The organism is Streptomyces sp. NPDC056222, assembly GCF_042264065.1.
Lineage (GTDB): Bacteria > Actinomycetota > Actinomycetes > Streptomycetales > Streptomycetaceae > Streptomyces.
On record NZ_JBHJTL010000040.1, the window covers coordinates 50,489 to 68,548 of the forward strand.

An 18,060-nucleotide genomic window follows, 5' to 3' on the forward strand; every position below is an offset into this window, starting at 1 on the left:
GCGTGGCAGGCAGGATCAACGATGACGACGTGAAGGCGGTACGGGACGCGGTCCCGATCGACGCCGTCGTGTCCGAGTACCTCCAGCTCCGCAACGCGGGCGGCGGCAACCTCAAGGGTCTGTGCCCCTTCCACGACGAGAAGTCGCCCTCCTTCCAGGTCAGCCCGAGCAAGGGCCTGTTCCACTGCTTCGGCTGCCAGGAGGGCGGCGACACCATCGCCTTCGTGATGAAGATCGACCACCTCTCCTTCTCGGAGACGGTCGAGCGCCTCGCCGCCAAGGCGGGCATCACGCTGCGGTACGAAGAAGGCGGCTACAACCCCGGCCACCAGCGCGGCGAGCGCATCCGGCTGGTCGAGGCCCACCAGGTCGCCACGCAGTTCTACATCGACCAACTCGGCTCGCCCGAGGCCGAGATCGGCCGCAAGTTCCTCGCCGAGCGTGGCTTCGACCAGGCCGCCGCCGAGCACTTCGGCGTGGGCTACTCCCCCGCCGGCTGGGACCACCTCACCCGCTTCCTGCGCGGCAAGGGCTTCTCCGACAAGGAGCTGATCCTCTCCGGGCTCTCCCAGGACGGCCGCCGCGGCCCCATCGACCGTTTCCGCGGCCGGCTCATGTGGCCGATCCGGGACGTCGGCGGCGATGTCGTCGGCTTCGGCGCCCGCAAGCTCCGCGACGACGACAACGGGCCCAAGTACCTGAACACGCCCGAGACCCCGATCTACAAGAAGTCCCAGGTGCTCTACGGCATCGACCTGGCCAAGAAGGACATCGCCAAGGTCAGCCGGGCCGTCGTCGTCGAGGGCTACACCGACGTCATGGCCTGCCACCTCGCCGGCGTCACGACCGCCATCGCCACCTGCGGCACCGCCTTCGGCGGCGACCACATCAAGATCCTCCGCCGGCTCCTGATGGACAACGGCTCGGCCCGCGTCATCTTCACCTTCGACGGCGACGCGGCCGGGCAGAAGGCCGCGCTCCGCGCCTTCGAGGACGACCAGAAGTTCGCCGCCGAGACCTACATCGCCATCGCCCCGGACGGCATGGACCCCTGCGAGCTGCGGCTCGCCAAGGGCGACCAGGCCGTCGCCGAGCTGGTCGAGCCGCGCACCCCCCTCTTCGAGTTCGCGCTGCGCCAGATCGTGAAGCGGTACGACCTGGAGACCCCGGCGGGCCGGGCCGCCGCCCTCGACGAGGCCGCGCCGATCGTCGCCCGGATCAAGAACATCGCCTCACAGCACGAGGTCGCCGTCCAGCTCGCGGGGATGCTCGGCATTCTCGACACCCCGTTCGTGGTCAAGCGCGTCGCCCAGATCGCCCGCTGGCAGCGCGACCGTGGCGGCCGCGGCGCCCAGGCGCCGGCGGCCCCGCAGCACGGGGGTGCCCGAAGGGCCACGGGGGAGTACGAGACCCAGGCCCCCGCCGTTGCCGGCGGCCCGGCCCTCAATCTGCGCAGCCCCGCCCACCGCACCGAGCGCGAACTGCTCAAGCTCGCCCTCCAGCGCCCCGAACTGGTCTCCCCGGCCTTCGACGCCTACGGCGCGGACGAGTTCACCGCCCCGCCCTACGCGGCCGTCCGCCAGTGCGTCCAGGACGCGGGAGGTGCCACCGGAGCCCCCGCCGACTACCTGTCCGCCGTCCGCGAGGCCGCCCCGAACGACACGGTCCGCGCGCTCGTCACCGAGCTCGCCGTCGAGGCGATCTTCGCCAAGGTCGTCGACGAGGTCTACGCCGGCGCCCAGCTCGTCTCGGTCCGGCTGCGCGCCGTCGACCGCCGCGTCCGCGACATCCAGGGCACTCTGGCCCGCCTCGGCGTCAACGGAGACCCGGCCCAACTGGCCGCCGTGCAGAACGAGTTGTGGGTGCTCACCCAGTACGGGCAGTCGCTGCGCACCAACGGGGCCGCGGCGCTCTGACGTTCGGTGACCCACCGGACTCAAAAAGTCACCGCACGCCCCTCGTGGCAGTGATGTGTCGTACCCCACACTGGGGAGCGGTGCCTGAGCCCCCGGAGCACCGGCAGCGATCACCCTGGAGGTCGCCCCCGTGCAGACCCAGACCCTGTCCCCGACGGACGTCGTGCCCGGGCAACGCCCGGCCGTCCACCACCCGGAGGCGCCGGCCTCCGCAGAGCCGGCCGAGGCCTCCGATCCGCCCGAGCCCGTCGAGTTCGTGGACGACACACCCGAACCGGAGCCGGTTCCCCGCCGCCCCGAACCTGGCGGAAGCGGACCCTCCTCCGATCTGTTCCGCCAGTACCTGCGCGAGATAGGCCGCATCCCGCTGCTCACCGCCGCCGAGGAGGTCGAGCTGGCCCGCCGCGTCGAGGCAGGTCTCTTCGCCGAGGCGAAGCTGGCCAACACCCCTGATCTGGACTCCCAGTTGGCACTCGACCTGGACCGGCTCGTCGTGCTGGGCCGGATGGCCAAGCGCCGCCTGATCGAGGCCAATCTGCGGCTCGTCGTCTCCGTCGCCAAACGGTACGTCGGGCGCGGGCTGACCATGCTCGACCTGGTCCAGGAGGGAAACCTGGGCCTGATCCGGGCTGTGGAGAAATTCGACTACGCGCGCGGCTACAAGTTCTCGACGTACGCGACCTGGTGGATCCGCCAGGCCATGTCCCGGGCCCTCGCCGACCAGGCCCGGACCATCCGGGTCCCGGTCCATGTCGTCGAGCTCATCAACCGGGTCGTCCGCGTCCAGCGCCGGATGCTCCAGGAACGCGGCTACGAACCCACCCCCGAAGAGGTCGCGGCCCAGCTCGACCTGATGCCCGAGCGGGTCAGCGAGGTGCTGCGCCTCGCCCAGGAACCGGTCTCCCTGCACGCCCCCGTGGGCGAGGAGGACGATGTCGCCCTCGGCGACCTCATCGAGGACGGCGACGCCGCGAGCCCCGTGGAGTCGGCGGCGTTCCTGCTGCTCCGCGAGCACCTGGAGGCCGTCCTCTCCACCCTCGGCGAGCGCGAACGCAAGGTCGTCCAGCTCCGTTACGGCCTGGACGACGGCAGGCCCCGCACCCTGGAGGAGATCGGACGGCTCTTCGGCGTGACGCGCGAACGCATCCGCCAGATCGAGTCGAAGACCCTCAACAAGCTGCGGGACCACGCCTTCGCGGACCAGCTCAGGGGCTACCTGGACTGACTGCGGTCAGTCCACCTCGACGACCGCCTGCGCGAACTGCGCCGCGTAGAGCCGCGCGTACGCGCCGCTCGCCGCCAACAGCTCCTCGTGCGTGCCCTGTTCGACGATCGAGCCGTTCTCCATCACCAGGATCACGTCCGCGTCCCTGATGGTGGAGAGGCGGTGGGCGATCACGAACGACGTACGCCCGTGGGACAGGCGTGCCATCGCCTTCTGGATGAGGACCTCGGTGCGGGTGTCGACCGAGCTGGTCGCCTCGTCGAGAACCAGGATCACCGGGTCGGACAGGAACGCCCGCGCGATGGTGATCAGCTGCTTCTCGCCGGCGCTGACGCCCGAGCCCTCGTCGTCGATGACGGTGTCGTAGCCGTCGGGCAGGGTGCGGATGAACCGGTCGGCGTGCGCGGCCCGCGCGGCCTCCTCGATCTCCTCCCGGGACACGGCGCGGGACGCGCCGTAGGCGATGTTGTCGGCGATCGTGCCTCCGAAGAGCCAGGTGTCCTGGAGGACCATGCCGATCCCGGACCGCAGGTCCTCCCGGGACATCGCCGAGATGTCCACGCCGTCGAGGGTGATCCGGCCGCCGGTCACCTCGTAGAACCGCATCAGCAGGTTCACCAGCGTCGTCTTGCCCGCGCCGGTCGGTCCGACGATCGCGACCGTCTGGCCGGGCTCCACCGTCAGCGACAGGTTCTCGATGAGCGGCTTCTCCGGCTCGTAGCGGAACGCCACCTCCTCCAGCGCGACCTTGCCGAGCGACTCCGAGGGCTTCCCCCAGCCTCCGGCCGGGGGTGCCCCGATCTCGCCTCGCTTGCTCTTCGGCGCGTCCGGCTCCTGCTCGTCGGCGTCGAGGAGCTCGAAGATCCGCTCGGCCGATGCGACCCCGGACTGCACCAGGTTCGCCATGGACGCGACCTGCGTCAGCGGCATCGAGAACTGCCGGGAGTACTGGATGAACGCCTGCACGTCACCGATCGACAGCGTGCCGCTCGCGACCCGGAGGCCGCCGACCACGGCCACCAGGACGTAGTTGATGTTCGAGACGAAGAACATCACCGGCTGCATCACACCGCTGTTGAACTGCGCCTTGAACCCGGCCTCGTACAGCGCCTCGTTCTGCTCGCGGAAGTCGGCCGCCGACTCGCCCTGCCGCCCGAAGACCTTCACCAGCGCGTGGCCGGTGTACATCTCCTCCACATGGGCGTTGAGCGTGCCCGTGGACTTCCACTGCTGCACGAAGTGCGGCTGCGAACGCTTGCCGATCTTCGTGGCCACGACCACCGACACCGGCACGGTCACCAGAGCGACCAGCGCGAGCAGCGGTGAGATCCAGAACATCATGGCCAGCACGCCGACGATGGTGAGCAGCGAGTTGATCAGCTGCCCCATCGACTGCTGGAGCGTCTGCGAGATGTTGTCGATGTCGTTGGTCGCCCGGCTGAGGACTTCGCCGCGCTTGGCCTTGTCGAAGTACGACAGCGGCAGCCGCGCCAGCTTCGCCTGGACGTCCTCGCGCATCCGGTAGACCGTCCGGTTGATCACCTTGATCGACATCCGGGTCGAGACCAGCATGAGGAGTCCGGCCGCCACGTAGATGACGAGCACCCAGAGCAGCACCTCTCCGACCGCCGTGAAGTCGATGCCCTGCCCGGGGGTGAAGTCGACCCCGGACAGCATGTCGGCCATCCCGCCTTCGCCCGCCGCCCGAAGCCTCTCGATCTCCTGGGCCTTCGTCGTGCCCTCGGTCATGCCGCGCCCGACCACGCCCGCGAAGACCAGGTCGGTCGCCTTGCCGAGGATCTTCGGGCCGACCACCGACGCGGCGACGCTGAGCACACCCGCGATCAGCATCAGCCAGAGCGCGCCCCGCTCGGGCGCCAGCTGCTTCAGCAGCCGCTTGCCCGAGCCCTTGAAGTCCATCGACCGCTGGTCGGGGCCGCCCCCGGCCATCATCCGTCCGCCAGGACCGGCCATCAGGCTGCCTCCGCCTCGGTCAGCTGGGAGAGCACGATCTCCCGGTACGTCTCATTGCCCGCCATCAGCTCGTGATGGCGCCCGGTGCCCACGACCCGGCCCTCGTCGAGGACGACGATGCGGTCGGCGTCCCGGATGGTCGACACCCGCTGGGCGACGATCACCACGGTCGAGTCCGCCGTCTCCGCCTTGAGCGCTTCCCGCAGCAGGGCGTCGGTCCGGTAGTCGAGCGCGGAGAAAGAGTCGTCGAAGAGATAGATCTCCGGCCGCTGCACCAGCGTCCGCGCGATCGCGAGCCGCTGCCGCTGTCCGCCGGACACGTTCGTGCCGCCCTGCGCGATCGGCGCGTTCAGCCCGTTCTCCAGCTTCTTCACGAAGTCGGCGGCCTGGGCGACCTCGAGCGCGTGCCACAGCTCGTCGTCGGTCGCGTCGGGCTTTCCGTACCGCAGGTTCGTCGCCACCGTCCCGGAGAACAGATACGGCTTCTGCGGGACGAGCCCGACGGTCCGTGCCATCAGGCCCGCGTCCAGCTTCCGTACGTCCACACCGTCGACGAGCACCTCGCCGCCGGTGACGTCGAACAGCCGTGGCACCAGACCCAGCAGGGTCGACTTGCCGCTGCCCGTCGAACCGATGATCGCCGTCGTCTCACCGGGCCGCGCCACCAGCTCCACATCCCGCAGAACCGATTCCTCGGCACCCGGGTAGCAGAAGTCCGCGCCCCGGACCTCCAGATGGCCACGCCGCTTCAGCTCGGCCACCGGCTCGGCCGGCGGCACGACACTGCTCTCGGTGGCCAGGACCTCCTCGATGCGCTCGGCACACACCTCGGCCCGCGGCACCATCATGAACATGAAGGTGGCCATCATCACGGCCATCACGATCTGCATCAGATAGGCGAGGAACGCGGTCAGTGCCCCGATCTCCATGCCCCCGCTGTCGATGCGGTGCGCACCGAACCAGACCACCGCGACGCTGGAGATGTTCACGACCGTCATGACCGTCGGGAACATCAGCGCCATCAGCCGGCCGGTCTCCATCGAGACGTCGGTCAGCTCGGTGTTCGAGCCCTTGAACCGCTCACGCTCGTAGTCGTCCTTCACGAACGCGCGGATCACGCGGTTGCCGGTGATCTGCTCGCGCAGCACCCGGTTCACGGTGTCGAGCCGCTCCTGCATGGTCCGGAACAGCGGCCGCATCTTCTTCACGATCAGCGAGACCGCGATGCCGAGGACCGGCACGACCGCGATCAGCACCGCGGACAGCGGGACGTCGAGACTCAGCGCCATCACGATGCCGCCGACGCACATGATGGGCGCCGAGACCATCAGCGTGAACGCCATCAGGACCAGCATCTGGACCTGCTGGACGTCGTTGGTGGTCCGGGTGATCAGCGACGGCGCGCCGAACTGCCCGACCTCACGGGCGGAGAAGGACTGCACCCGCTCGAAGACGGCGGCACGGACGTCCCGGCCGAGGGCCGACGCGGTCCGCGCCCCGTAGTACACGGCCCCGACGTTGCAGACGACCTGGACCACGGAGACCGCGATCATCAGGGCGCCGAACCGCAGGATGTAGCCGGTGTCCCCGTTCACGACACCGTTGTCGATGATGTCCGCGTTCAGGGTCGGCAGATAGAGAGAGGCGCAGGTCTGCAGGAACTGGAGCAGGACCAGCAGGCCTATGGGCTTTTTGTACGGTCGGAGGTGGGTTCGGAGAAGTCGTAGGAGCACGGGTTCTACTATCGCCCGCACCCCCCGGACGTTACGACCGTGTTTTGTCGAGTCTTGAACGGACTCCGCTGTGAGCCGAACGGGCTCCGGTCACGCCCCGAAGGCGCCAGGGTGCAGCTGCTCCCGCGTGGCCATGTACTGCTGCCGTACCGCCTGACCGACGGCCAGCTCCTCGCCGGGCTCGAAGATCTGCGCGGCGGCGCCCTGCCAGGCCGGCGGAGCGGCCGGGGAGAGCGTGCCCCGCGCGACGCCGAGCGCCCACGCGGCCTGCCGGGCCGCGCCGAGCGCCGCGTAGTCCGCGGGCTGGGGGACGACGGCCTGCGCGCCGAAGATCGCCGGAGCGAGCGCCTGGACGGCGGGCAGCTCGGCCGCCGCGCCGAGCAGGAACACCCGGCGCACCTCGACGCCCCGCCCCCGCAGCACGTCCATCGCGTCGGTGAGCGCGCAGAGCATCCCCTCGAACGCGGCCCGCGCGAGGTGCTCGGGCTTCATCGACTCGCGGCGCAGTCCGCTGAGCGTGCCGGCGGTGTGCGGCAGCTGCGGGGTGCGCTCGCCCTCCAGGTACGGCAGCAGGACGAGTCCGGAGGAGCCCGGCGTCGACTTCAGCGCGAGCGCCGACAGCTCCTCCAGGCTCTCCACGCCGAGCATCTCGGCGGTGCCGCGCAGCGCGCGCACGGCGTTCGAGGTGTGCACGACGGGCAGGTGCATCCCGGTCGCGTCGGCGAAGGAGGTGATCAGGCCCTGCGGGTCGGCGAGTGCCTCGTGGTGGACGGCCATCACGGAGCCGGAGGCGCCGAGCGAGACGACGGCGTCGCCGTGCCCGAGGCCGAGACCGAGCGCGGCGGCCATGGTCTCGCCCGTACCGGCGGAGATCAGCAGCCCCTCGGGGGTGGTCCCGGCGGCGTCGGACGGGCCGAGCACCTCGGGAAGCATGGCCTGGTGACCGAGCGCCAGCTCGACGAGGTCGGGGCGGTAGGCCCCGGCGCCGGCCGACCAGTACCCGGTGGCGGAGGCGGCGCCGCGGTCGGTCGTGCGGCGCAGGGGCCGGCCGAGGAGCTGCCAGACCAGCCAGTCGTGCGGCTGGAGGAGCATGGCGACGCGCTGGGCGTTCTCCGGCTCGGAGCGGGCCAGCCAGCGGAGCTTGGCGACGGGCTGTCCGGCCTGCGGCACGGAGCCGACGGCCTCGGCCCAGGCCCGCCGCCCGCCGAACGCCTCGATCAGATCGGCGGCGGCCACCTGCGCCCGCTTGTCGTTGCCGACCAGCGCGGGCCGCACGAGGCCGCCCTGCGGGTCGAGCGGTACGAGCCCGTGCTGCTGGGCGGAGACGCCGATGGCCTGCACACCTTCGAGCAGCCCGCCGCCCGCGGCCTCGCCGAGCGAGAGCAGCCACGCCTGCGGGTCGACGTCGGTGGCCTTCGGCTCACCGGGGTGCGGGGCATAGCCCTGCCGCAGTACGGCACCCGTGTCCGCGTCGCAGACGACGATGCGTGTGAACTCAGCAGAACTGTCCAAGCCGGCGACTATCCCCATGACAGGAGATTCTGCCGCACGCGGGGGAGTAGGTGGAGCGCGTGCGGGGTAGGAGACGCGCTTTCGAGCGGGAAAGTCGCGGCCGAGGCGTCACCCGGGCGTCGCTCAGGTGTTGCTCACGCCCCAGTCGTCCTCGGTGACCTGGCCGTTGTGGTGGCGCAGCGCGTGGATCCGCTCGGTGAACGACGCGGGCAGCTTGTCGCCGACCTTGTCGCTCACCGCGTGGTACGCCTTGCCGGCGACCTGGCGCCCGGTCTGTGCCGCGGACTCGGCGGCGTTGCGCACCGCCGGGTTCTGCGAGAACTCCCGGGCGGACTTCTTCATCTGTTCGTAGCGCTCGCGCCCGGCGCGCGTCCCGATGACGTAACCGAGGGCCAGCCCCACGACGAACGTCAGCTTGTACCGCACGGCGGCACCACCTTCCCTTGAGCTTCCCTGATGTCTCACTGGTGCCCACGAGCGCCCACGACATACCGATTGGCGGAGCACCCCCCTGCTTGCGCTAATGTATGTGTCGCAGCGAGCGCGCGCCGCCCGGGAACACCCGAGGTGGATCCGTTCGGTGCAACGCAGCAATCCCCTGTAGCTCAATTGGCAGAGCAGCCGGCTGTTAACCGGCAGGTTACTGGTTCGAGTCCAGTCGGGGGAGCGCGATCCCCTGTAGCTCAATTGGCAGAGCATTCGGCTGTTAACCGGAGGGTTGCTGGTTCGAGTCCAGCCGGGGGAGCGATCGAAAGAGGACCCTAAGGGGTCCTTTTTCTTATGTCCGGGAACCATCCGCCGCGCTGCGGAGTCCTCCTGGTCGAGCAGCGCGCAGCAGTGCCGAGCATCCGGAGCAGGAGATCGTATGAGCGGCTATGCTGCGGCAGACGGCGCGCACACATGTACGCGCCACACCGTTAGGGGCGGTAGCTCAGCCGGTTAGAGCAGCGGACTCATAATCCGTCGGCCGTGGGTTCGAGTCCCACCCGCCCCACTGCGGCATGGTGTAGCAGAATCGTTCTGACCAGCACTTTTGCTGGTCGGGCGATTCGCCACCGGGATCGTGACAGCCTTCGCTGTGTGTCTCCCCCCAGTGTGTGGACACTGTGTGGACGCGGGCGGTCCGACACGCCCAAGTCACTCGGATGCCACAGCCCCCGGCCTCGCCCGGCCCCTCTGTGAGCCACCCCACATCACCATCGAGTCGAAGCCGGTCACCGGCAAGGCGCAGCCGGCCGTGGCTTGCGGCCGGGACGTGGACGACGGTCAGGCGCCATTCCCTCGGGGCCGGGTTCCCGGGCACCAGAAGCTCGCATCGACGCGGACCACCGGGGCGATTCTCGCGCACTGGCCGCTCTGCCTCCGCCTGCTGAGAGCGCGACGACATCCCGCGTGGCCCATCCCTTGGCCAGGGGGCGATCGTCGCGGCGTCGTGCGGCAGGTCGATGATGTCCAGCTCGGCAGGCCCGATGAGGATGCCGGCGCTCCGACGAGCACCGTCACCGACGAGTTCGGGTCGTGGGCAGCCGGCGCGAGCCCGGCGTGAACGCGGCGGTGACAGTGGCCACCGCAGCGCCTGTCCAAGCACCACCGCTCATGACCAGCCGGGTGATCGCCCGCGCCCCTTCTGCAGCCCGGCGAACCCGCTGCATGCCGACGTCGACGGGGACACGCCGGACAGCGTCGTGCGGAACGGCAGGTCGAGGATTGGTCCCGCAGAGACGTGCGGGCAGGGTTCGAAGACGCGGTTGATGCCACGGTCGAGAAGGTGGCGATGTGCTTCGTGGACAGCGACCGCTTCGAGAGGATCTGGACGACTGCCGGAAGGGAGGCCCACGACGCCGTCGTCAAGGCGCTCACCGGCGGAGGCCGCGGCGCCTTGGAGGCGAGCGGCGGGACGGTCACCCTCGACGTCGGCGAAGCCGTCGACCGGGTCAAGGAGGACCGCAAGGCCCCCGATCCGGAAGCGGTGGGCGGTCGAGCGGAGCTACAGCCGGCCCGCCGCCTCGCCCGTGACCACGAGACCCTTCCCGGACGCTCCGAAGCCATGATCCACCTCACCATGACCGACCTCCTGGCCCGCCTCGCCGACGAAGCCGCCATCTCCTGGCGCGACCCGATAACCGTCACCAAACGACCCGTGCCGGGATGAAACGGCGGGAGCAAACAACCTCCAAGTGGCCGCCCACCGGCTGGTCGATCCGTCAAAGGGGCTTGGTGGATCGACAGAAGACCGGCGGGTAGCGTGCAAGATCGTTCTTGGTGCCGCTGAAGATCGGTTAGCCTTCCACCTCCACACCTGATGTGCACACAACATGCACATCGGCGGGGGGTGTGATGTGGCGCCGCATCGTGGGCACCCCTCGCCGTTCATTGGGTGTTTATTCCGCTTAGATCGCAGACGAGGAATTCTCATGATTCGACGCATTTCGGCGATGCTGCTTGCCGTGGCATCCCTGTTCGGCGCGACAGTCGCCATGGCCGCGCCCGCGCAGGCATTCGGCTGCACCTACAACAACGTCTGTCTCTGGTCGGACGCCGACGGCAACGGATACGTGCGGAACGACTTCAACTCCCGTAGCAGCTGGTCCAACATCTACTACGGGGGCAGCAGCAAGCCGCTCTACCAGGGTGACGGTGTCGCCGACAATGTCAGCTCCATCGACAACTGGGACCCGGACACCGGCGTGTCGGTGTACTACAACTCCGGGTATGTCGGTCCCTGCTTCATGGTCATGGCCAACGGAGAAGTGTCCAACATGGGGTGGGTCACCCTCAGCTACGGCGGCAAGAAGGCCAACGACAACATGAACTCGCACAAGTTCAGTTACGACTGTGTCGGGAACTCGTTCGACTTCTGATTTCCGGCTCATGACCGCGGTGGGGCGGAGTCAATTCCGCCCCACCGTGCACATCCACTCTATCCAGGGGTTTCCTTGCGTTACGTACGTCTCGTCATCGCCGCCGGGGTCGGCACGCTGCTGCTCACCGGGTGTGCGGACGGCGCCCGGGAAGACGTCGGCTCCGGCAGCGGAGGTGGCGGTTCGGCGGTCCGGGAGGTCGTCACGGAGGCCGACATCGTCCTCCCGGTGTCCGCCTACATCTTCACCCCCGAGCAGCAGGCGTTGGTCGACACCGCGAGGTTCACCCTGGCTTCCGACTGTATGAAGCGGTTCGGATTCGACTGGCCCGTCAAGAAGCGCGAGCCGGTCAAGGTCGTGAACCGTCGGTACGGCGTGGTCGGCGAGAAGGTTGCCGCCGAGTACGGCTATCACGTGATCCCGTCGGCAGGCGACGCCGAGCACGCCGAAGGCGCGGTCTCCAGCGGGGCCGAGTTCCCGCCCGAGGCGTACATGATCTACGGCGGCAAGGGGGGCACGGCCCGCAGTTACCAGGGCAAGGACATTCCCGAGCGTGGCTGCTTGGGGGAGGCCGGCCGAAAGCTGGGACTCGACAAAGTGCAGGATCCCACGAAGGGTAAGGTCGGGCTGCTCAGCATCGATTTCTCCTCCTTCGGGAAGGCCCAGGAGACGTCGGAATTCAAAAAGGCGCAGGACGGTTGGGTGGCCTGTATGAAGAAATCTGGGTATCAGTACACCGCTTTCCTGCAGCCCGCCGCGAAGTATGCGTCTCAGGGGAACTCCGCATCACCGCAGGAGAAGGTCGCGGCCAAGGTCGATGTGAAGTGCAAGCAGGAAACGAAACTTTCCACCGTGCTACTCCGGATGGAAACGCAGATCCAGAACGACTACATCGAGCAGAATGCCATCGGTTTCGCCGAGATCAAGAAGGATCGGAGCGCGGTCATCAAGGCGGCCAACGAGGCATTGGCGAACTGAATGCAGAACGACGAACAGCCCTCCGTGGACGCGGCCGAGACAGCCCGCGACAACGGCGGTGACGGTATACGGATCAGGCGCCGCTGGATTGCCCTGATCGCCGTGGGTGCGGTCGCGCTCACCGGGGCGGGCTTCGGGGCCTCCCTGCTGATCAAGTCGCCTGCCCAGGCAGCGGCGGACTCCCGACCTCCCGCACCGTCCGTGATCACCGCGCCGGTCGAGTACCGGCCGCTGGCCTCCTCGGTGATCCTTCGCGGCACCGTGGTCGCCGGCCAGAGCGTGGAGATCGCCCCCGGCGGCGCGGCCGATGGAGGCAGTCCCACGGTCTCCAAGCTGCCGCTGAAGGCAGGAGATGAGGTACGCGCGGGCCGGGTGCTGGTCGAGATCTCCGGCCGTCCGGTGATCGCGCTCCAGGGCACCGTTCCGCTCTACCGCGACCTCAAGCCCGGCGCCCAGGGCAGCGACGTGGGCCAGCTGCAGGACGCGCTCCAGCGGCTCGGTCATTCCACTTCCCCCGACAGCCGGGGGCGTTTCGGTGAGGGCACCAAGTCGGCGGTCACCGCGCTCTACGACGCGCTCGGGTACGAACCGGTCATGGTCGGCGGTGCCGAGGGCTCGGCCGCCCTCACCGCGGCCGAAGCACAGGTGACCTCGACCGAACGAGCTCTGGACGACGCCAAGGACACGCTGAAGTCCGCCGAGGCCGGCTCCGGATCCGGTTCGGGCTCGACCAGGACGACGGGATCGACCACGGGAACGGCCGGGGAAGCGGATGGTGGCGGTCGCGATCTGGAGCGCCTGCGCAAGGCAGTCGGCCGTGCCCGGGAGGACCTGGCCACCGCACGCGAGGGCCTCGTCGTCGCGCGGGCGGCCGCGGGCCCCATGGTCCCGTCCGGCGAGGTCGCGCTCCTGGAGAGCTTCCCGGCGCGGGTGCAGGACCTTCCCGTACGGCTCGGCGCGAAGGTGCAGGGAGCCGTGATGACCGTCGCCGCGGGCGCCCTGGTGGTGCACGGATATGTGCCCGACCACCAGAAGGGCCTGATCAGGGCGGGCCAGCAGGCGGAGATCCTCTCCGAGATCAACGGCACCACCGCCCAGGCCTCCGTACGATCCATTGCCACCACCCGCACGACGCCGCGTCCCGATGGCGACGCGCAGGACGGACAGCCGGCCGGCGGGCAGGCCGACGCGGACGGCTATCTGATGACTCTGACGCCGGGCCGGCCGCTGGAGGCCGAATGGACCGGGCAGAACGTCCGCCTGACCGTCCTGGCCGCCACAACCGGCGGCAAGGTCCTGGTCGTACCCGTCACGGCGGTGTCGGCCGGCGCCGACGGCTCCACCGCGGTCACCGTGCTCGAGGACGACGGCAGCCAGCGCCGGGTCCGGGTGAAGCCCGGCACCACCGGCGACGGCCATGTCGAGGTCATCCCCCTGGACGGCGGGGCCCTCGCCGAGGGCGACCGGGTGGTGACCGGGGTCCGGGCCGACGGCGCCGCGCAGGGGGGCGCCGGATGACCGCGTCCCCGACCCCGTCCGAGCCGCCCGTCATCGAATTCCGGCAGGCCGGCCTCACCTATCCGGGACCGCCGGCCGTTGAGGCGTTCCGCCCCAGCGACCTCACGGTCCGCAGGGGCGAGTTCATCACCGTCGTCGGCCCCTCCGGATCGGGCAAGTCCACGTTCCTGAACATCGCGGGACTCCTCGACACCCCCACGACGGGCAGCTTTCTCCTCGACGGCATCGACACCGGCCGGCTCAGGGACACCGAGCGCACCACGTTGCGCGGCCGCCGTATCGGGTTCGTCTTCCAGGCCTTCCACCTGCTGCCGCACCGCAGCGCCCGCGAGAACGTCGAACTCGCCATGGTCTACAGCGGCGCCCCGCACCGCGAGCGCCCCCAGCGGGCCCGCGAGGCGCTGGACCGGGTAGGCCTCGGCCACCGGACCGACGCACTTCCCTCGCGGATGTCCGGCGGCGAACGCCAGCGGGTGGCCATCGCGCGGGCCCTGGTCGCCCGGCCCTCACTGCTCCTGTGCGACGAGCCGACGGGAAACCTCGACACCGGCAACGCCGAGGCTGTGCTCCAGCTGCTGGAGGCTCTCAACGCCGAGGGCATCACGGTCGTCCTCATCACGCACGACCTGGCCGTGGCCGCCCGCGGCCGACGGACGGTCACCATCCGGGACGGCATACTGAGCGAGAGCGAGCAGGTACGCGCATGCTGAGCCGGATCGGAAGGAAACGGCACGCCGCGCACCTGCCCGGAATTGGGCGCTCCACATTTGCGCCACGGGACCTGTTGGCCGAGGCGTTGGCCGGGATGCTGCAGCGCCCCGCCCGTTCCGCGCTCACCATGCTCGGCACCGTCCTGGGCGTCGGTGCCTTCGTCGCGGTACTCGGCCTCACCGCCACCGCCTCCTCGCAGATCGACGCCCGCTTCAACGTGCTCTCCGCGACCGAGGTGACGGTCGAGGACATCGCCCACGAACAGGACGAGTTCGCCGACGCGGCGTTCCCGGACGATGCCTCGGACCGCGTCGAGCGGCTCAACGGGGTGCGGCACGCCGGCGTGCTGTGGACGGTGCGGCCCCGACGCAGCGCCACCGAACTCGCCGTCACCGCCGCCCCGGTGGGCGACGCCGGAGGGGAGACCCTCAACGTGGTGGCCGCCGCCCCTGGTGCCCTGCGCGCGGCCGAGCCCCGGCTCTCCCAGGGCAGGCTGTACGACGACTTCCACACCGACACCCGCCAGCGCGTCACCGTGATCAGCTCGGGCATCGCCGCGCGGCTGGGGATCACCACGCTGGAGACGAAGCCGGCAATCTTCATCGGGGGGCAGCCGTTCACCGTCATGGGCATTGTCGAGGACGTTCAGCGCCAGCCGGACGTGCTGCTCTCGGTTCTCGTGCCTCAGACCACCGCGGTTGAACTGTGGGGGCGGCCCACCGAAGGCTCCAGGATGCTCATCGCCACCGATCTGGGTGCTGCCCGTCAGGTGGCCGGGGAGGCCCCCACGGCGCTGCGCCCCGACCACCCGGAGTACTTCAAGGCGGTTCCGCCGCCCGACCCGAAGAGCCTGCGGACCTCGGTGACCTCCGACCTCGAACAGCTGTTTCTGCTGCTCGCCGGGGTGTGCCTGGTCATCGGAGCGGTCGGCATTGCCAACACCACCCTGGTGGCGGTCCTGGAGCGCACCGGGGAGATCGGCCTGCGCCGTGCCCTCGGTGCGCAGGGGCGGCATGTCACCGCCCAGTTCCTCGCCGAGTCGGGCACGCTGGGTGCGTTCGGTGGACTCATCGGTACGGCCATCGGCACGCTGGCCGTCCTGGTGGTGGCGCTGATCAGGGACTGGACGCCGGTCATGCACCCGGTGACCCTGGCCACCGCCCCGCTCATCGGTCTGGCGACCGGCGTCGTGGCCGGGATCTATCCCGCCCGGCGCGCGTCCTCCGTGCAACCGGCCGAAGCCCTTCGCGGCTGACCCGCCCCGCCCATGAGAGCCTCGCGGTATCCGTGACCGACACCGCAACCGAGACTTCCCGGGTGGGACTCTCGGTGGTCATACCGGCGTTCAAGGAACCGGCCCGCATCGAGGCGACCCTGGAAGCCGTCCGCGACCACCTGGAGAGCGCGGACGGCGTGCCGCCCGGAAGCGGGACCTGAGTGGTCATCGGCGTCGACGACGGCTCCACGGCCGACCTCGTGCGGGCGGTCGCCGCGGCCGACCGCCGCATACGGTTACTGACATCCGAGCGTGATCGCGGCAAGGGTCGCGCCCTGTGTATCGGTGTGCTCGCCTCGCCCAGCAGCCGCGTGTTGCTGTTCGACGCCGATCAGACGACCGATGCGTCGCTGGGCGAGCAGCACGCCTGGCGCGAGCTGCGCCGCCGCCAGTCCTTCCGGCGGATCTGCGCGGAGCACACCGTCGCCGAGTACGAGCAGTGGCAAGCCCTGCAGCGGTTCACTACGGTGGAAGTCCATCTGACGTGCATCTACCGGAAGTTGCACCTGCGTTCGCAGGCGGACCTGATGCGGCTGCCGACGGCGACGGATCCGAGGGATTGAGGGTCGCTGGTGAGCTGATGCTCTGGTGGATTGAGTACGGGTGCTCATGTGGGCGGTGATCAGCAGCCTGCATGGTACGGACATGCGATCGATATTCCTCCCGAAGTCCTTGCCGGCTGCCGCGCTCGTCGTCGTCCTGTCCGGCTTCGGCGCGCAGAACGTCACCGCCGATCAAATCTCCACGGTCAGCGTCGCCGTGGCGAGCGACGACGATGCGGAGATGCGTTTCCTCGAGTTCGCAGACCTCATCTCGCAGAGCTGCGCTCCGGACGTCTCCAGCAGCACCGATGATGTGGCATCGGCTTCCACGGACGACACCACGGCAGCGGAGCCGACCCCCGACTCCACCATGCCCGTCCTGGTCGATGAGGTGCCGCTGACCACTGAGGAGGAGTGCGCCGCCGAGAGGCACGCATGGCGTCTTAGCAGGGCGTTCTCGGGCACGGACACGGCCACGTACGAGGAGATGCAGAAGAAGCTGACGAGCCTGAACTACCCGGCGGCGCGGATCTACCGCGTGCCGGACTTCTCGGGCGAGCCCGTGGCAAGGCTCGACCTGCGCGTGGGAGCCGACCACGTGGCTCTGGAAGTCACCGGTACCCACCTGGGCGTGATGGTCAGGGCGTTCGGCGCTCCGGAGGGCGTGAGCGTGACCGAGGTGCGGCTGGAGCCGCAGCTGGACGCGCCCACATCCTGAGGTCCCTGCCGACGCCCCTCCGGGGCCGTGCCACCGGGTCACTCCGAGAGCGTCGGCTTCGGCGGGGTGGTGCCCACTGCCGGCGCCACCAGTAAGCGCAGCGGTCACCCTCACCTGACGACGATGGTGTATGGCTGGGACCCGGTCGCGAGAGCTGCATCCTCCTGACCGGCACCGGCACCGGCACCGGCACCGGCACCGGCACCGAGAGGACCCGGTTCGCTGCGCGCCGCCCGGGAGCTTGTCGGGGGCGCCGCGCGCGAGGGGACGAGCCGGCTGTGGGACGGAACCATCGGAATGACGCCCGGGCGCCGGTCGTGGCGTGCCCCGCACGCCTCCGGCTCCCCGGCGGGAATCGGCCTTACCGTGCAAACAGCCCGTCCGGATACCGGACGGCACCACGCCACTCCGGCGTTCCCCTGGAGGTCATGATGCCCAGTCCACCCCAGCCGTTCGGCACCGTCGTCAGCACCATCGGCGTCAACCTGCGGAAGTATCCGAGCACGGACTCCTCGGTCATCGGCAACCTGAGCCACGGCGTCGAGGTCGGCCTGCGCAGCAAAGTGCATGCCCAGACCATCGACGGCAACAGCATCTGGTACCTGCTGCGCGACAAGTCCGCGTGGGTCGCCGCCCGGCACGTCGACAACACCGGACAGGTGCCGCTGTCCAAGGACGTCGAACCGGCCGCCCCACAGGGCTGACAACGGACAGCCCCTTCAGGGCGGCGCAAAGCCGTCCCGGGGGCAGCCCTGTGGCTGTCCCCGGGGCCGGGGCTGTGCTCAGCGAGCGCGGCGGTGACCGCCGGTGACCTGAGTCGGAGATTCTCAGGTAGTTCCAGCCCGGCGAGTGATGAGACCGCTGCGGCGTCGACCGACATGCGAGCCCATGCGGGAGGTCGGACCAGTCGCCCTGACCCGCCAGGGGCTCTTCGACTCAGGACACCGGCTACGGGTGGACCGTGATCCGGTCGACGCCGATCGTCGAGCACGGCCCCACGGAGGTCATGTTCACCGGCCCCCGCGACCAGCGCACCGCGGACTACGTGGAGGGCCGCTTCGGCTGACGGACGTGCCACCGCCGGCACCGAGGGCCC

At 69.8% G+C, this 18,060-nt stretch carries 15 protein-coding genes, 3 tRNA genes and 1 pseudogene; 15 read left to right on the forward strand and 4 right to left on the reverse strand.

Going from position 1 to position 18,060, the window contains the following annotated elements; genetic code table 11:
* Positions 1 to 2 precede the first annotated feature (2 nt).
* Positions 3 to 1,916, forward strand: coding sequence for a DNA primase (dnaG, locus tag ACFC0D_RS20145; protein ID WP_376437543.1), 1,914 nt, complete (start codon positions 3 to 5; stop codon positions 1,914 to 1,916).
* Positions 1,917 to 2,007: 91 nt separating this feature from the next.
* Positions 2,008 to 3,141: pseudogene (locus ACFC0D_RS20150) on the forward strand (RNA polymerase sigma factor); the annotation flags it as partial.
* Positions 3,142 to 3,147: 6 nt separating this feature from the next.
* On the opposite strand, the gene ACFC0D_RS20155 reads toward ACFC0D_RS20150, so the two are convergent.
* From ACFC0D_RS20155 to ACFC0D_RS20170, 4 genes are all read right to left on the reverse strand, one after another.
* Positions 3,148 to 5,115: an ABC transporter ATP-binding protein gene (locus tag ACFC0D_RS20155; RefSeq protein ID WP_376437546.1), complete on the reverse strand. Its 1,968-nt coding sequence runs from the start codon at positions 5,113 to 5,115 to the stop codon at positions 3,148 to 3,150.
* A complete protein-coding gene (locus ACFC0D_RS20160; RefSeq protein ID WP_376437549.1) occupies positions 5,115 to 6,848 on the reverse strand; it encodes an ABC transporter ATP-binding protein in 1,734 nt (577 codons plus the stop codon). Before ACFC0D_RS20160 ends, ACFC0D_RS20155 begins: the two co-directional genes overlap by 1 nt.
* A 90-nt stretch (positions 6,849 to 6,938) precedes the next feature.
* Positions 6,939 to 8,378, reverse strand: a complete 1,440-nt coding sequence (locus tag ACFC0D_RS20165; protein ID WP_376437552.1) for an FGGY family carbohydrate kinase — start codon at positions 8,376 to 8,378, stop codon at positions 6,939 to 6,941.
* Positions 8,379 to 8,483: 105 nt separating this feature from the next.
* On the reverse strand, positions 8,484 to 8,786 hold the full coding sequence (locus tag ACFC0D_RS20170) for a YtxH domain-containing protein (RefSeq protein ID WP_376437555.1): 303 nt from the start codon (positions 8,784 to 8,786) through the stop codon (positions 8,484 to 8,486).
* 168 nt (positions 8,787 to 8,954) lie between these two features.
* On the opposite strand from ACFC0D_RS20170, the gene ACFC0D_RS20175 reads away from it, so the two are divergent.
* From ACFC0D_RS20175 to ACFC0D_RS20235, 13 genes are all read left to right on the forward strand, one after another.
* A tRNA-Asn gene (locus ACFC0D_RS20175) sits at positions 8,955 to 9,027 on the forward strand.
* A gap of 5 nt (positions 9,028 to 9,032) precedes the next feature.
* Positions 9,033 to 9,105: transfer RNA gene (locus tag ACFC0D_RS20180), tRNA-Asn, on the forward strand.
* 175 nt (positions 9,106 to 9,280) lie between these two features.
* Positions 9,281 to 9,354, forward strand: a tRNA-Ile gene (locus ACFC0D_RS20185).
* Positions 9,355 to 10,143: 789 nt separating this feature from the next.
* Positions 10,144 to 10,512: a hypothetical protein gene (locus ACFC0D_RS20190; protein ID WP_376437557.1), complete on the forward strand. Its 369-nt coding sequence runs from the start codon at positions 10,144 to 10,146 to the stop codon at positions 10,510 to 10,512.
* Between the two features lie 262 nt (positions 10,513 to 10,774).
* Positions 10,775 to 11,221, forward strand: a complete 447-nt coding sequence (locus tag ACFC0D_RS20195) for a peptidase inhibitor family I36 protein (protein ID WP_376437560.1) — start codon at positions 10,775 to 10,777, stop codon at positions 11,219 to 11,221.
* Positions 11,222 to 11,296: 75 nt separating this feature from the next.
* Positions 11,297 to 12,199, forward strand: coding sequence for a hypothetical protein (locus tag ACFC0D_RS20200; protein WP_376437562.1), 903 nt, complete (start codon positions 11,297 to 11,299; stop codon positions 12,197 to 12,199).
* Positions 12,200 to 13,717 (forward strand): peptidoglycan-binding protein, encoded by a 1,518-nt coding sequence (locus ACFC0D_RS20205; protein WP_376437564.1) that lies wholly within the window; start codon positions 12,200 to 12,202, stop codon positions 13,715 to 13,717.
* Entirely contained in the window at positions 13,714 to 14,427 is a 714-nt protein-coding gene (locus ACFC0D_RS20210; protein WP_376437567.1) for an ABC transporter ATP-binding protein, read from the forward strand. Before ACFC0D_RS20205 ends, ACFC0D_RS20210 begins: the two co-directional genes overlap by 4 nt.
* Positions 14,421 to 15,683 carry an ABC transporter permease gene (locus ACFC0D_RS20215; RefSeq protein ID WP_376437570.1) on the forward strand — a complete coding sequence of 421 codons (1,263 nt, stop codon included), beginning with the start codon at positions 14,421 to 14,423 and terminating at the stop codon, positions 15,681 to 15,683. Before ACFC0D_RS20210 ends, ACFC0D_RS20215 begins: the two co-directional genes overlap by 7 nt.
* A 32-nt stretch (positions 15,684 to 15,715) precedes the next feature.
* The gene (locus ACFC0D_RS20220) at positions 15,716 to 15,865 is read left to right on the forward strand and encodes a hypothetical protein (RefSeq protein ID WP_376437572.1); all 150 of its coding nucleotides are present in this window, start codon (positions 15,716 to 15,718) and stop codon (positions 15,863 to 15,865) included.
* Positions 15,866 to 16,267, forward strand: coding sequence for a glycosyltransferase (locus tag ACFC0D_RS20225; protein ID WP_376437575.1), 402 nt, complete (start codon positions 15,866 to 15,868; stop codon positions 16,265 to 16,267).
* A gap of 82 nt (positions 16,268 to 16,349) precedes the next feature.
* Positions 16,350 to 16,964, forward strand: coding sequence for a hypothetical protein (locus tag ACFC0D_RS20230; protein WP_376437578.1), 615 nt, complete (start codon positions 16,350 to 16,352; stop codon positions 16,962 to 16,964).
* 428 nt (positions 16,965 to 17,392) lie between these two features.
* Positions 17,393 to 17,668, forward strand: a complete 276-nt coding sequence (locus tag ACFC0D_RS20235) for an SH3 domain-containing protein (protein WP_376437582.1) — start codon at positions 17,393 to 17,395, stop codon at positions 17,666 to 17,668.
* The last annotated feature ends 392 nt before the right edge of the window (positions 17,669 to 18,060 follow it).